The 13796-nt window shown below is 69.6% G+C and carries 13 protein-coding genes and 1 pseudogene; 8 read left to right on the forward strand and 6 right to left on the reverse strand.

Annotated elements, in window-relative coordinates:
* The 4 genes from purD to KHF85_RS18335 all read left to right on the forward strand — a co-directional run bounded on the left by purD (position 1) and on the right by KHF85_RS18335 (position 5172).
* The gene (gene purD, locus KHF85_RS18320) at positions 1-1290 is read left to right on the forward strand and encodes a phosphoribosylamine--glycine ligase (RefSeq protein ID WP_284567763.1); all 1290 of its coding nucleotides are present in this window, start codon (positions 1-3) and stop codon (positions 1288-1290) included.
* Positions 1291-1632: 342 nt separating this feature from the next.
* Positions 1633-2028: a hypothetical protein gene (locus KHF85_RS18325; protein WP_284567764.1), complete on the forward strand. Its 396-nt coding sequence runs from the start codon at positions 1633-1635 to the stop codon at positions 2026-2028.
* Between the two features lie 65 nt (positions 2029-2093).
* Complete coding sequence (locus KHF85_RS18330) at positions 2094-3050, forward strand: IS1595 family transposase (RefSeq protein ID WP_284566649.1); 957 nt, start codon at positions 2094-2096, stop codon at positions 3048-3050.
* Between the two features lie 199 nt (positions 3051-3249).
* Positions 3250-5172, forward strand: coding sequence for an MFS transporter (locus tag KHF85_RS18335; RefSeq protein WP_284567765.1), 1923 nt, complete (start codon positions 3250-3252; stop codon positions 5170-5172).
* A gap of 55 nt (positions 5173-5227) precedes the next feature.
* Here the strand turns inward: KHF85_RS18335 and xopQ are convergent, their stop codons facing one another.
* Positions 5228-6535 carry a type III secretion system effector XopQ gene (xopQ, locus tag KHF85_RS18340; protein WP_284567766.1) on the reverse strand — a complete coding sequence of 436 codons (1308 nt, stop codon included), beginning with the start codon at positions 6533-6535 and terminating at the stop codon, positions 5228-5230.
* Between the two features lie 390 nt (positions 6536-6925).
* Here xopQ and KHF85_RS18345 point away from each other — a divergent pair, with 390 nt between their 5' ends.
* Both KHF85_RS18345 and KHF85_RS18350 read left to right on the forward strand, forming a co-directional pair.
* Complete coding sequence (locus tag KHF85_RS18345; protein ID WP_284567767.1) at positions 6926-7267, forward strand: CD225/dispanin family protein; 342 nt, start codon at positions 6926-6928, stop codon at positions 7265-7267.
* Between the two features lie 5 nt (positions 7268-7272).
* Positions 7273-7680 (forward strand): DUF2752 domain-containing protein, encoded by a 408-nt coding sequence (locus tag KHF85_RS18350; RefSeq protein ID WP_284567768.1) that lies wholly within the window; start codon positions 7273-7275, stop codon positions 7678-7680.
* 6 nt (positions 7681-7686) lie between these two features.
* Here the strand turns inward: KHF85_RS18350 and KHF85_RS18355 are convergent, their stop codons facing one another.
* The 5 genes and pseudogenes from KHF85_RS18355 to KHF85_RS18375 all read right to left on the reverse strand — a co-directional run bounded on the left by KHF85_RS18355 (position 7687) and on the right by KHF85_RS18375 (position 11012).
* Positions 7687-8583: a hypothetical protein gene (locus tag KHF85_RS18355; protein ID WP_284567769.1), complete on the reverse strand. Its 897-nt coding sequence runs from the start codon at positions 8581-8583 to the stop codon at positions 7687-7689.
* A 63-nt stretch (positions 8584-8646) separates the two neighbouring features.
* Positions 8647-9612, reverse strand: a complete 966-nt coding sequence (nudC, locus tag KHF85_RS18360) for an NAD(+) diphosphatase (RefSeq protein ID WP_284567770.1) — start codon at positions 9610-9612, stop codon at positions 8647-8649.
* A gap of 48 nt (positions 9613-9660) precedes the next feature.
* Positions 9661-10047, reverse strand: a complete 387-nt coding sequence (gene erpA, locus KHF85_RS18365) for an iron-sulfur cluster insertion protein ErpA (protein ID WP_003470970.1) — start codon at positions 10045-10047, stop codon at positions 9661-9663.
* Between the two features lie 61 nt (positions 10048-10108).
* Positions 10109-10270 (reverse strand): annotated as a pseudogene (locus tag KHF85_RS18370) (bactofilin family protein); the annotation flags it as partial.
* 7 nt (positions 10271-10277) lie between these two features.
* Positions 10278-11012, reverse strand: a complete 735-nt coding sequence (locus KHF85_RS18375; protein WP_284567771.1) for a DUF6776 family protein — start codon at positions 11010-11012, stop codon at positions 10278-10280.
* Between the two features lie 198 nt (positions 11013-11210).
* On the opposite strand from KHF85_RS18375, the gene KHF85_RS18380 reads away from it, so the two are divergent.
* Positions 11211-11843, forward strand: coding sequence for a DUF4126 domain-containing protein (locus tag KHF85_RS18380; RefSeq protein ID WP_284567772.1), 633 nt, complete (start codon positions 11211-11213; stop codon positions 11841-11843).
* Between the two features lie 45 nt (positions 11844-11888).
* Entirely contained in the window at positions 11889-13775 is a 1887-nt protein-coding gene (locus KHF85_RS18385; RefSeq protein ID WP_284567773.1) for an EAL domain-containing protein, read from the forward strand.
* The last annotated feature ends 21 nt before the right edge of the window (positions 13776-13796 follow it).

Below are 13796 nucleotides of genomic sequence, written 5' to 3' on the forward strand. Positions count from 1 at the left end.
ATGAAACTCCTCGTCATCGGCTCCGGCGGCCGCGAACACGCCCTGTCCTGGAAACTGGCCCAATCCCCGCGCGTCAGCGAAGTGCTGGTCGCCCCCGGCAATGCCGGCACCGCCACTGAAGCCAAGTGCCGCAACGTGGCGGTCAAGGTGGACGACCTCGACGGCCTGCTCACACTGGCCCAGGCCGAAGGCGTCGCGCTGACCGTGGTCGGCCCGGAAGTGCCGCTGGTGCTGGGCGTGGTGGACCGTTTCCGCGCCGCCGGCCTGCGCATCTTCGGCCCAAGCGCCAAGGCCGCGCAGCTGGAAGGCAGCAAGGCCTTCGCCAAGGCGTTCCTCGCCCGCCATGGCATCCCGACCGCGTTCTACGAAGTGCATACCGAGGTGGACGCGGCGCTGGCCTATGTGCGCGACAAGGGCGCGCCGATCGTGGTCAAGGCCGACGGCCTGGCCGCGGGCAAGGGCGTGATCGTGGCGATGACCCTGGACGAGGCCGAGGCCGCGGTGCGCGACATGCTGTCCGGCAATGCCTTCGGCGACGCCGGCGCGCGCGTGGTGATCGAGGAGTTCCTCGACGGCGAGGAAGCCAGCTTCATCTCCATGGTCGATGGCGCAACCGCACTGCCGATGGCCACCAGCCAGGACCACAAGCGCGTCGGCGACGGCGACAGCGGCCCCAACACCGGCGGCATGGGCGCGTATTCGCCGGCACCGGTGGTCACCCCGCAGGTGCACGCGCGGGTGATGCGCGAGGTGGTGGAGCCGACCGTGCAAGGCATGATTGCCGACGGCGTGCCGTTCACCGGTTTCCTTTACGCAGGGCTGATGATCGACGCCAGCGGTGCGCCGAAGGTGATCGAGTTCAACGTGCGCTTCGGCGACCCGGAAACGCAGCCGGTGATGCTGCGCCTGCAGTCGGATCTGCTGGACCTGATCGAGGCGGCGATCGACGGGCAGTTGCATGCGACCGAAGCGCAGTGGGATCCGCGCCCGTCGCTGGGCGTGGTGCTGGCGGCGGCGCCGTATCCGGAAACGCCGGTCACCGGCGAAGCGATTTCCGGCCTGGACCAGGTGCCGGCCAGCGCCAAGGTGTTCCATGCCGGCACCGCGCTGGACGGCCAGGGCCGCGTGCTCAGCGCCGGCGGCCGCGTGCTGTGCGTGGCCGCGCTGGGCGACAGCGTGTCGGACGCGCAGCGCAACGCGTATGCCGGCGTGGCGCAGATCCGGTGGCCCAGCGAATTCCATCGCAGCGACATCGGCTGGCGCGCGATCGCACGCGAACGCGGCGAATAGGCCGCACGCCCCCCCTGTGTAGGAGCGGCTTCAGCCGCGACGAGCGGAGTGGTGCATTTTCCGCAGCGGCATGCCGTCGGGACTGAAGTCCCTCCCACAAGAGGGCTCGCCGCTCCACGGCGCCGGTGGAATCCTTGTGGGAGCCCTTCAGTCGCGACGTACACAGCGGCGGGCTTTTCGGCTTCGGACGTTGTCGCGGCTGAAGCCGCTCCTACAGTGCACCCAGCAGGCGATCCGCAGGCCGTGCAGGAGCGGCTTCAGCCGCGACCGGCCTTACCGATGAATCCTGTCGCGGCTGAAGCCGCTCCTACAGGCGACACCATCGGTGTTCGAGGCCATTCCATGCCGCCGGATCCCGACCTCCGCAAGCAATTCCGCGCACTGGCCGCGCACACCGACGGCATCGACACGGCGCTGTCCGCGAAGGACGCGTTCTGGGCCAGCGCGTCGCGCTTCCGCGCGCACATCGCGGTCGGCCTGCACACCGAGACCGGCGCGGCGCATTGCTTCAAGCGATATCCGCTGTCGCCCCCCCCCACCCCCCGCCGCTCAACCAGACCTGGTTCAAACGCTTCCCGGCGCTGCGCGACGCGCGCCTGCGGCAACTGCAACGCTGAGCGGCACGGCACCGCGCTCGCAGCGCGGCACGCCGATCCGACAGCGGCTGCGATACGGCGCGCCAGCGTTGCGTTATCGTGTCGCCGTGCCGAAATCCTCGATCGAAACCCGCCTGATTAGCGCTGTGTCTCAGCTGGTGATGCTGCCTTGGTTTAGAAATGCAGGTTCTTCAGTGAGATACGGCGATGACGCTCAATCGGATCCAGTTCCAAAAGGGGCTTTCGATTCCGGCTTTTCTGAGCCGCTACGGCTCCGAGGCGCAATGTGTCGAGGCCTTGGTTCAGGCCAGGTGGCCCAATGGCTTCGTGTGTCCGCAGTGCGGACACACGCATGCCAGTGGCTTTGAGCGGGGACGCCAGCACCTGTGGCAGTGCGCGCGCTGCCGGGTACAGACCAGCTTGACCGCCGGCACGCCCATGGCAGACACCAAGCTTCCCTTGCGGGTGTGGTGGCTGGCCATCTATCTGGTGAGCCAAGCCAAGAACGGAATTGCTGCGCTGGAACTGGCTCGGCAACTGGGCGTGTGCTATCGCACTGCATGGCGGATCAAGCACAAAGTGATGTCGGCGATGGCCGATCGTGAGCAGTCACGCCGGCTCGACGGAGAGGTCCAGATCGATGATGCCTATCTGGGCGGCGAACGCGCCGGTGGTCCAGGCCAACCGCAGTGGCGCAATAAAGTGCCGTTTATTGCAGCGGTTTCCCTGCATCAAGGGCGCCCGCGCTATCTCCGCCTGGATGTGGTCTCCAGCTTCCGAAGAAGCGTCGTGCACACGTGGGCTCAGCAGGCACTGGCACCGGGCACCCATGTCGTCAGTGATGGGCTGACAGCGTTCACCGGTGTGGGCTGGGCAGGCCTGACCCACGATGCCATCGTGACCGGAAGCGGCCGCAAAGGCGTCCAGCAGCCTCGTCTGCGTTGGGTCAATACGATCCTGGGCAATCTCAAAACGGCGCTTAGCGGCACCCACCATGCGGTGGACTTCCCCAAATACGGCGCGCGCTACCTGCATGCGCATGCCTACCGCTTCAATCGCCGCTTCAACCTGGCCGCCATGGTGCCGCGCCTGGCCAGTGCCCTGGCCGGCGCGGGAAGGCTCACAGAGCAGCAACTGCGTACGACAGCTGAGACACAGCGCTAATCAGGCCCTGTAGGAGCGGCTTCAGCCGCGACGAACGAAGCACGCCACCCTCGCACGCCTGCAAAAACAGCAGCACGCGCCCCCCCCCCCCCGCAGACCCCACCATCGGCACAGCCCGTACCGCGGCACCCCGCTCCGCGACGCCGCATCCGCCGCGCAACGAACCTGCTAGGCTGCGCGCGTTCGCAAAGGAGCCTGCATGTCCGGCCATAGCCAGTTCGCCCTGCTGAAACAGCGCCGCTTCCTGCCGTTCTTCGTGGTCCAGGGGCTGGGCGCGTTCAACGACAACGTCTACCGGCAGGCGATCATCGGCCTGCTGTTCTATCTGGGCGTCACCCCCGAGCAGCGCACGCTCTACACCAACCTGGCGCCGGCGCTGTTCATCCTGCCGTACTTCCTGTTCTCCGCGCTGGCCGGGCAGATCGCCGAGAAGCTGGAGAAATCGCGGTTGGTGGTGATCACCACCACGATGGAGATCGCGATCATGTCGCTGGCCGCGGTCGGCTTCCTGACCGAGAACATGGCGGTGCTGCTGGTCGCGCTGTTCTGCACCGGCCTGCAGTCCACCCTGTTCGGCCCGGTGAAATATTCGATCCTGCCCTCGGTGCTGAAGCCGGAAGAACTGACCGGCGGCAACGGCCTGGTCGAGATGGGCACCTCGATCTCGATCCTGTGCGGCATGATCCTGGGCGGGCTGATCTTCCAGATCGCCGGCAGCCACGGCCCGGTCGCCGCGGCCACCGCGGTGATCGCGCTGGCGGTCACCGGCAACCTGGTCGCGCGGCTCATTCCCAAGGTCGATGCCGGCGCGCCGGAACTGAAGATCAACTGGAACCCGCTGCCCGAGTCGCTGGCGATCATGCGCCTGACCCGGCGCCAGCTGGCGGTGCGCAACGCGGTGCTCGGCGTGTCCTGGTTCTGGTTCGTCGGCACGGTGCTGACCGCGCAGTTGCCGACCTACGCCGAACTCAATCTCGGCGGCGCGCAGGACCTGTACATCTTCGCCCTGGCGCTGTTCTCGATCGGCACCGGCACCGGCTCGCTGCTGTGCGAAAAGCTGTCCGGGCGCACCGTGGAGATCGGCCTGGTGCCGCTGGGCGCGTTCGGCATCAGCGCGTTCATGCTCGACCTGTATTTCGCCCGCCCCGGCGACGCGCTGCAGTCCGGGCTGGGCATCGGCCAGTTCGTGCATCAGGCCGGCAGCTGGCGGATCATGCTCGACCTGGTCGGCATCGGCCTGTGCACCGGCCTGTTCGTGGTGCCGCTGTTCGCGCTGATCCAGAGCCGCACGCCCAAGGCGGAACTGTCGCGGGTCATCGCCGGGCTCAACATCCAGAACTCGATGTTCATCGTCATCGCCGCGATGGTCGGCATCGCGCTGCAGATGCAGCAGCTGACCTTGTTCGGCATGCACGTGCCGATGCCCGGGCTGAGCATCCCGCAGGTGTTCCTGGCGCTGGCCATCGCCAACGCGGTGGTGGCGATCTGGATCTTCAGCATCGTCCCCGAATTCCTGATGCGTTTCCTCAGCTGGGTGATGGTGCGCGCGCTGTACCGGCTGCGCGTGCACGGCATCGAGCGGCATGTGCCCGAGGAGGGCGCGGCGCTGATCGTGTGCAACCACGTCAGCTACATGGACGCACTGGTGCTGGCCGCGTCGATCCCGCGCCCGGTGCGTTTCGTCATGTATTACCGCATCTTCAACATCCCGGTGATGCGCTGGATCTTCCGCACCGCCAAGGCGATCCCGATCGCCGGCGCGCGCGAGGACCCGGCGCTGATGCAGCGCGCGTTCGACGAGATCGACGCGGCGCTGGCCGAGGGCGAGCTGGTGTGCATCTTCCCCGAGGGCGCATTGACCAAGGACGGCGCCATAGCCAAGTTCAAGTCGGGCGTGGAGAAGATCGTCGCGCGCCGCGCGGTGCCGGTGTTGCCGATGGCGCTGCGCAACATGTGGACCAGCATGTGGAGCAAGCGCGACTCGCGGCTGCGGCGCATGCGCGTGCCGCGGCGCTTCCGCGCGCACGTGGAGGTGATCGCCGGCGCGCCAGTGGCCGCCGCCGAGGCCAGTGCCGAACGGCTGGAAGCGCAGGTGCGGCAGTTGCGCGGGGATGCCGCGTGAGCCGGCAAGTGCCGTCTCCAAGGCGTGCGAACACCAGGCCAATCCAAGGCCGCGCTTACCGCGCGCCGTAGCCGATCTCGGTCGCCAGCGCCAGCTTCGACAGGGCCGCCATCAGGGTTCTTGCGGCGTCCGGGCTGGTCACTTCTTCGGCGCCGATCACCTCGACCGGCGGCTTGCCCGGAGCGTGCGCGCCCAGCGGTTTGAACAGCATCTGCGACGGCGCGTCCAGCGCGGCCAGCAAGGTCAGCGGATCGTACAGATTCAAGCGTTCCACCTGGCCCCATATCTGCTCGAACGGTGGCCGTTGCGCGTGCCATTGCTCGAAGCCGGTGGCGTCGCCGCCGCGCGCGATGAACGTGCTGTAGAACCAGCGCTCATCCAGTTTGCCGATTTCGCGCTTGCCGATCCGGTCCCACAGGGTCTTCAGCGATTCCTTCTGGATGTCGCGCAAGTATCCGCCGACCGGATGCCCCGATGCGGCCAGCGCATCGTAGAAGCGCGGCGACACCGCCGCCTTGTAGGCGGCTTCCTTGCACACCACGCGCAACGGAATCCCATGGTGCTGGGCGAGGCGATAGAAGCTGCGCGCGGCCGCCAGATCGGTATGGTTGTTGTAGGCGCGATCGTCCGGGCATACCAGGCCCTGATCGTCCTTGTCGCGCGCGATGCCGCCCATCACCACGACCCGCCCGACTTTCTGCCTGACCAGATCCGGTTCCGCCACCAGCAACGCATTGGCGTCGCTCATGCCGGCGATCGCGATCAGGGTGACCTTGCCGGACGCATCGCGCAGGCTTTGGCGCATGCCGGCAAGACTGTCCTGGCCGACAGCGGCATGCGCGGCGCACAGCGGCTGGCCGCGCGCCAGGAAACTGCCGTGATCGGCCTGGCGCGCGCCGATCTCGTAATCGCGCCCGATGGCGACCCCGACCCCCGGCATGCCCAGCGCGCCGAACACGCCCTTGGCCAGCATCGCCCGCTCGGCGCGCACCGCATGCGGCCCCAGAGTGGTAACGACATGGCCGACGCGGGCCAGGCCCAGCATCTCCAGTTGCTTGGCCATCACGAACGACACCACGTCGTCCGGGTCCTTGTTCGGATCGCTGAACAGGATGCAGTCCTGCGCGGCGGCCGGCGAGGACGGCCTCAGCTGATGCAGCAGGGTCCGCTCCTCGGCGCTGAGCATGCGCTCCTGGCCGCTGGTCCAGAACGCGCCGAACAAGGCCCGCTGCAGCCCCGCTTGCGCGGTGTAACGCGGCGGCCGCGACACGCGGCCCGAGCCGAGCCGGCCCTGCCGTCCCAACTCGCGCAGGGCGCCATCAGGCGGCGCATGCGGGTGCGGCGGCGCCGCCACGTCGGCCACCTCGTGCCGGGACTCGGTCGCTGCGCCGGACGCAGACCGGTCTGTCCGGCAAAGGACCGCCGCCGCATCGCCCGCGGCATGGGAGGAAGACATTTTCATGGCGGCATGATGGCGCCGGCGCCAGCGTCGCCGGCCAGCGTACACGAAGCGGATGGTACGCCAGCGAAGCGATCGCGATGCGGCCCTTGCCCCCGATTCGGCGGTAGCTGTGCCGCTGCCAACGACCCAGCGCAGGTGCGGCAGCGGCGCGTGGGATGCCACCCACGCTGCGATGTTTGCGCATGGCACGACACCCAATCCGCCGGCACCCTGGCAGTCGTTCTAGGCTCCCTAGGCTCCGCGCAGCTACTCGTCTAAACTGCACATGAACTCAACTTCAAGGACGTCCGCATGAGCACCGTCAGCCCCGTCACGCCGCCGCCCGCCCCCACGCCCGGCGCGGTCCCCAACCATCTGGCCTGGGCGATCGTCGCCACAGTGCTCGGTTTCTGCCTGTGCTGCCCGTCGATCATCACCGGCATCGTCGCGATCGTGTTCTCCAGCAAGGTCAACGGGCTGCTCAACCAGGGCGACCTGGACGGCGCCCGACGCGCCTCCAACAACGCCAAAACCTGGTGCTGGGTGACCACCGCACTGGCCATCATCGGCCTGCTGATCAATATCGGCATGCTCGCCACCGGTGGCATGCAGCGCTACATGGAATACATGCAGCAGATGCAGCACATGAGCTGATCGGCATGCGCGCCTGGCAACAACGGGCGTGCCTCGGCGCCGCCACCGCCCTCGCGGCGGCCGGCGGCGCGCTGCTGTACCGGTTCGATCCCAACGCCGCGGACAATCCGTTCGCGCCGTGCCTGTTCCATGCGCTCACCGGCTACTACTGTCCCGGCTGCGGCATGACCCGCGCCCTGCACGCCCTGGTGCACCTGGATCCGCTCGGCGCCTTCGCGATGAATCCCGGCGCGATGCTGGGCCTGGCCGTGCTGCCGGGCTTGATCGCATGGAAGGCGGGCTGGCGCGCGGCGTGGTTCGCGCCGGTGGTCGCGCTGCTGTCGCGGCCGAATTTCTGGCTGCTGGCGCTGCCCGGCTACTGGATCGCGCGCAACCTGCCGTGGTTCCCGTTCACCCTGCTCGTGCCGGGTTAGGGCGCCTCAGCTGACCCAGCCGGCGATCACCAGCAACGCCAGCACCACCAGCCACAGCAGCAGCACCCGCCAGATCTGGCTCATCGCATCGCGCAATTCGGACAGCCGCCGCAGCACCGGCACCACCATGCCGGCATCGCTGTAGTCGTGCGCCTCTGCGTCCAGTTCGCCGCGCACGCTGGCGCAGGCCACCGCGCCGAGGAAGCCGCTGTCCAGCTGCCAGCGATTGCCGCCGGCAGCGCGCCAGACGCCGAATACAGTCTCGAAATTGCCGACCAGCGCCAGCGAGAAGGTCATCAGCTGCGCCACCGGCCATTCCATCGCCGCCAGCGCGGTGCGAGCGCCCAGCGCGGTGGGCAACGGCAACCGCGGCGCGTACGGGCCGACCGCGGCCAGCGCCAGCAGGCGATAGCCGAGCGCGCCGAACGGCCCCAGCAACAGGAACCAGAACAGCACCGCGAACCAGCGCCGCAACGCGCTGACCGCCACCGCCTCCACCAGCCCGGCCGGGTCCTCGCGCAGCGGCCCGCCGTCGGCGTGCAGGTGCGCGACCGCGACACGCCGCGCGGCGACATCGTCGGCCTCGATCACCGCTTCCACATCGGTATCCAGGTCGCGCGGCCCCCAGCTGAAGGCCAGCACCAGCACCCCGAACAGCAATGCCAGCAGGCCCAGGTGCGGCGCGGCGAGCAGCCACTGCAGCAGGCCGACCAGCAGCAAGGCCGGCAGCAGCGCCAGCGCGATGCCGTAGCGGCCGCGCCAGCCGCTACCTGCGCCAGCATGCGCATCCAGCCACGACAGCCAGTCGCCATAGGCGTCGAAGCGGCGCAGCGAGGCCACCATGCCGGGCGCGACATGGCCCAGCACCAGGGCGACGATCACAGCGACGAGGGTAGTGAACATGCAGGTCCTCCGGGACCGTTCTGAAGCGGGTGCCGCGGCGCGGAGCCGGGGCGGCAGTGTGGCCTAGGCGGCGTGGTCGCCGCCGCGGCGGTACCAGTCCTCGACCAGCGCGCGCGCGATGGAGATGCGCGGCGGCAGGCGCAGGCCGTGTCCGTCGTCGGCGCTGTCGCCCTGCGCCGCCGCGCGTTGCAGGGCGCCGCCGATCTCGTCGCGCTCGAACCAGCGCGCGTCCTCCAGCTCGCCATCCACCTGCGGCGCATCGGGTTCGGCCAGCGCGCTGAAGCCGAGCATCAGCGCCCCGGGGAACGGCCACGGCTGCGCGCCGTAATAGCGGCAGCTGCCGGGCCGGACCCGCACCTGGGTCTCCTCGGCCACTTCGCGCGCCACGGTCTGCTCCAGCGACTCGCCCGGCTCGACGAAGCCGGCGATCACCGAATAGCGCCGCGCCGGCCAGCTCGCCTGGCGTCCCAGCAGCAGCCGCCGGCCGTCGCTGACCGCGACGATCACCGCCGGATCCACGCGCGGATAGTGTTCGCTGGCGCAGTGCGTGCACACGCCGAGGAAGCCGCCGCGGCGGAACCCGATGGCGCCGCCGCAGACGCCGCAGAAGCGGCTGCGCGATTGCCAATGCAGCATGCCGCGGGCATAGGCGAACAGGCCCGCGGCGAACGCCGGCCACTCGGCCGCGGCGCGGCGCAAGTCGATGCGTTGCGGCGGGTCGAGTTGCGGCGGGTCGACGTTCACCTCGATCGCGGCGGCCTCGAGCGCGGCGGCGGCCAGCGCGAACCAGGCGGCGCCGTCGCGCAGGCCGAGGAAGATCGCCTGTTCGACCACATCGCCCAGCGCCGCGCCGGTCAGCGCCAGCGGCTGGCCATGCGCATCGGCGTAGGCATTGCCGTCGGCATCGAGCAGCAGCAGTTGCGCTTCGGGCCAGGCGCGGCGCAAGGCCTCGGGATCGTTGCGCAGCGCATCGGCGCGGTCGATGACCGCGTCGGCGAAGGCGAAGCAAGCAGGCGTCAGTTCGGGCATGCGGCGCAGGGTGCAGGCAAACCGCGCATCCGGCAAGCCGCAGCGTGTCTACACGCTGAAGCTGCTGCCGCAGCCGCAGGTGGTCTTGGCGTTGGGATTGCGGATCACGAACTGCGCGCCGTGCAGGCCTTCGCTGTAATCCACTTCCGCGCCCATCAGGTACTGCAGGCTCAATGGATCGACCAGCAGGGTGACGTCGTCGGTGCGTACCGACAGATCGTCCTCGGCGCGGTTCTCGTCGAACTCGAAGCCGTACTGGAACCCGGAACAGCCGCCGCCCTGGATGTACACGCGCAACGCCAGCGCATCGTTGCCTTCCTCGCGGATCAGCTCGCGCACCTTGGCCGCGGCGGCCTGGGTGAAGTTCAGCGGCCGCTCCAGCGACTGGTAGTCGGGTGCGGGCGCGGCGCTGGGCAGGGAGACGAGAGTGCTCATGGCAGCAGGATGGGGGCGGCCGGCGGCCGAATCAAGCGTCGGCCGAGCTCAGCGCGCGCTGCGCCGGCGCGCCGTCCTCGGCCAGCACCTTGCCGAGGATGCGCCCTTCCACGTACAGGCCGCCGCTGAACACCAGGTCGCCCCGGATCACCACCTGCGCGCCGATCAGGGTATCCACCACGGTCTGGCCGCTGCTGCGGCCGTTCTTGTTGCTTCCGAACATAAGCTGCCTACTCCCCTTTGCCGTTGCCGGCCAGTGTCCAATCGAAACTCTGGGTGACCGGCGCGCCGCCGCCGGACAGCGATACTCGCACCCGCTGCGGGGTGAAGTCCTTGGGCAGGATCACGCTGCCGTCCAATTGCTGGAAATAGCGGAACGAATAGTCCTGCCCGGGCACGCCGCTCTTTTGGTGCAGTTCGTCCCAGCCCACGCTGGTCAGCTTGCCGCCGCGCACGCCTTCCACCGCCAGGCGCATCTGCCCCTGGCTGATCGCGCCGCGGTTGAGGTTCTGGGTCAGCACCACGTTGTAGTGCCAGGTGCCGCCGGCCTCGGCCGAGAACTCGGCCGAGTGCACGCTCAGGCCCTTGCGCTGGCTGGTCGCGCCAACCAGGCGCTCGTAGAAGGCCACATCGGCGCGCAGCCCGGCGATCTCCTCGTCGCGCTCGGCCAGCGAACTCTGCACCTCGTTGTTGGCGGCGCGGCTGATCTGGTCCGAGCGCGCCAGCGTGGCCTGGCGCTGGTTGAGCGTGTCGATCTGCCGCTGCTGCGCCTGCAGCTTGCGTTCGGCCGTGCCCAGTTGCGTCTTCACCGCGCCCAGCTGCGGCGCGGCCTGGCGGCTGGCCAGCCACCAGGTCCCGGCCAGCGGCAGCAGCCAGACGATGGCGATCAGCAGCCACAGGGCGCGTCCGCGCGGCGGCGCGGCGCCGTTGGGCACGATCTGGAAACGGGGGGCGGGTCGGTTCATCGTCAAAGCCGTGCCACCGAGGCGGCAGCGGCGTCGATCCTCGCGGGGTGGGGGGGGGGGCGGCCGGCCGGCTAGTGTAAGCCACGCGTTTGACCGGCGGCGGACAGCGCCGCCGCGGCCATGCCGCCCTGCGCTGGCCTTCGCTGCACGCTTGGCCGATAGTGGCCGCCATCCGCGTATCTGCAGGAGCGCCTCGGCATGACCGACGCCCACCTCTTCGTCATTGGCATCCTGCTGGCTTGGCTGGCTGGCATCCGCGTCTATCTGACCGTGTTCGGGCTCGGCCTGGCCGGCCTGTGCGGCTGGCTGCAGTTGCCGCCGGCGCTGCAGGCGACCGAATCGTGGTGGGTGCTCGGCACCTCCGGCGCGCTGGCCCTGGCCGAGTTCTTCGCCGACAAGATTCCCGGCGTGGATTCGGCCTGGGACCTGCTGCAGACCCTGACCCGGATCCCGGCCGGGGCGTTCCTGGCCGCCGCCACGCTGTCCCAGGACGGCCACCTCGGCGCCGGCGCGCTGGCCACCGGTGCCGGCGTCGCGCTCACCAGCCATGTCTTGAAGGCCGGTTCGCGCGCCTTGCTGAACACCTCGCCGGAACCGGCCAGCAACTGGATCGCCTCGCTGACCGAAGATTCGGTGGTGCTCGCCACGTTGGCGCTGGCCCTAGTGCATCCGTGGCTGGCGCTGGCCGTATCACTTGGGGCGAGCGTGCTGGGGGCGCTGTTGGTGTGGTGGGTGTGGCGCACGCTGTGGCGCGGCGTGCGCCGCCTGCTGGCGCCACCCGCGGAGGCCGCCGTCGCCCGGCCGAGCCAGGATGGCCCCCCGTCTTCGTGAACTTCATCGCATAATTGGCGTGCACTCAGGATCCCTAAAGACACGATGGCCGCGAGAGACACCGCACCACTTTCCAGCCGCGACGAACTGCGCTCGCGCAACATCCGTGCCGAGACCCCGCCGCCGCACTATTGGCGGCGCTGGGCCGCCGATGCCGTGCCCGACGCCCCTGCGCCGGCACCCGACCTGGCGGCGAGCACGCAGGACGGCATCGCCGCCGCCACCGGCGCGGATCAAGTGCCCGCGGCCGCGTCGGTTGCGGCCAGCGACGGCACCGCGCCGCCGGCACAGCCGCTGGACGCGCCTTACCGCATCCTGATCGTCGAGGACGACCGCTCGCAGGCCTTGTTCGCGCAGAGCGTGCTGCACGGCGCCGGCATGCAGGCGCAGGTGGAGATGCAGGCCGAAGGCGTGCAGCAGGCGATCGCCGAATACCGGCCGGACCTGATCCTGATGGACCTGCACATGCCCGGCCTGGACGGCATGCGCCTGACCGCGCTGATCCGCCAGCAACCGCAGCACCAGCTGCTGCCGATCGTGTTCCTGACCGGCGACCCGGATCCAGAGCTGCAATACGAAGTGCTGGACAGCGGCGCCGACGATTTCCTGACCAAGCCGATCCGCCCGCGGCACCTGATCGCCGCGGTCTCCAACCGCATCCGCCGCGCGCGCCAGCAAAGCGCCAGCGACAGCGTGCCGCTGAACAATCCCGAAACCGGCCTGCCGACCCGGACCCACGTGCTGCAGCTGCTCGGCGACGCGCTGCGCATGGGTGCCGGCGGCGGCCTGTTCTTCATCGAGATCGCCAGCGCGCTGGGCCTGCGCGAACGCTACGGCTATGCCGCATTCGAACGCCTGATGACCCAGGCCGGGCGCCGCCTGGCCAGCGCCACCGCGCCGCAGCCGCTGGCCCGGCTCAACGACAACAGCTTCCTGCTGCTGATCCAGGACAACGACCTGGACGCGCTGCGGCAGCGCGCCCAGGCCTTGCGCCAAGCCCTGGCCAGCCATGCGTTCCCGCTGCGCGAGGATGAGGCGGTGCACCTGCGCTGCGCGATCGGCTACGCCGACCTGGCGCAGGGCTTCGAGGACGCCGGCAGCGCGCTGGAGGCGGTCGAGCGCACCGCGCTGCAGGCGCGCCTGCACCCGCAGGGCGTGGCCCTGTATACGCCGCCGCGCGAGGAAGAGGACCTGGGCCGCATCGCCATGTTCGAAGGCCAGCTGGAACCGGCCTACCAGCCGATCGTCGCCGTCGCCGGCGGCGACACCGCGCAATACCAGGTGCTGCTGCGCCTGCGCCAGCGCGACGGCACCCTGCTGTCGGCCGGGCAGGTCCTGCCTGCCGCCGAAGCCGGCGGGCGCATCGCCGACCTCGACCAGCAGGTGCTGGACCACGCGCTCGGCCTGCTGCACCTGTACCAGCACGCCACGCCGCCGCTGCGCCTGTTCGTGTCGCAGTCCTCGCGCACGCTGGCGCGCGGCGCCTTCGCCGACTGGCTGGTCGAGGCGATCGACCGCCGCGGCATCACCGGCACTTCGCTGGTGATCGACCTGCGCCTGGAAGACGCACTGATCCACACGGTGACGCTGCAGCAGTTCTGCGCCCGGCTGATGCCGCTGGGCGTGCAGTTCTGCCTCAGCCAGTTCGAACCCGGCGCCGAAGCCGAGGCTCTGCTCAACCAGTTGCCGCTGGGCTACCTGCGCCTGTCCGCGCGCTTCGCCAACGCGCATGCCGATGCCGCCCTGCGCGACCAGTTGCGCGCCGCGATCGACCTGGCGCACCGCGCCGGGCTGCTGATCATCGGCCAGCAGATCGAGGAAGCGCAGGCGGCCGCGGCGATGTGGATGGGCGGGGTCGATTTCATCCAGGGCAACCTGGTGCAGTCGGTCGGCGACGAACTGAACTTCGATTTCCAGAGCGCGGTGCTGTAGCGATGCCCGCACGCCGGCGCC

The sequence above is a fragment of the Xanthomonas graminis pv. graminis genome, from assembly GCF_030168915.1.
Classification (GTDB): domain Bacteria; phylum Pseudomonadota; class Gammaproteobacteria; order Xanthomonadales; family Xanthomonadaceae; genus Xanthomonas_A; species Xanthomonas_A translucens.

Coding starts and splice junctions, on each gene's coding strand:
- purD (WP_284567763.1), top strand. CDS start 1: ATGAAACTCCTCGTCATCGGCTCCGGCGGCCGCGAACACGCCCTGTCC.
- KHF85_RS18325 (WP_284567764.1), top strand. CDS start 1,633: ATGCCGCCGGATCCCGACCTCCGCAAGCAATTCCGCGCACTGGCCGCG.
- KHF85_RS18330 (WP_284566649.1), top strand. CDS start 2,094: ATGACGCTCAATCGGATCCAGTTCCAAAAGGGGCTTTCGATTCCGGCT.
- KHF85_RS18335 (WP_284567765.1), top strand. CDS start 3,250: ATGTCCGGCCATAGCCAGTTCGCCCTGCTGAAACAGCGCCGCTTCCTG.
- KHF85_RS18345 (WP_284567767.1), top strand. CDS start 6,926: ATGAGCACCGTCAGCCCCGTCACGCCGCCGCCCGCCCCCACGCCCGGC.
- KHF85_RS18350 (WP_284567768.1), top strand. CDS start 7,273: ATGCGCGCCTGGCAACAACGGGCGTGCCTCGGCGCCGCCACCGCCCTC.
- KHF85_RS18355 (WP_284567769.1), bottom strand. CDS start 8,583: ATGTTCACTACCCTCGTCGCTGTGATCGTCGCCCTGGTGCTGGGCCAT.
- nudC (WP_284567770.1), bottom strand. CDS start 9,612: ATGCCCGAACTGACGCCTGCTTGCTTCGCCTTCGCCGACGCGGTCATC.
- erpA (WP_003470970.1), bottom strand. CDS start 10,047: ATGAGCACTCTCGTCTCCCTGCCCAGCGCCGCGCCCGCACCCGACTAC.
- KHF85_RS18375 (WP_284567771.1), bottom strand. CDS start 11,012: ATGAACCGACCCGCCCCCCGTTTCCAGATCGTGCCCAACGGCGCCGCG.
- KHF85_RS18380 (WP_284567772.1), top strand. CDS start 11,211: ATGACCGACGCCCACCTCTTCGTCATTGGCATCCTGCTGGCTTGGCTG.
- KHF85_RS18385 (WP_284567773.1), top strand. CDS start 11,889: ATGGCCGCGAGAGACACCGCACCACTTTCCAGCCGCGACGAACTGCGC.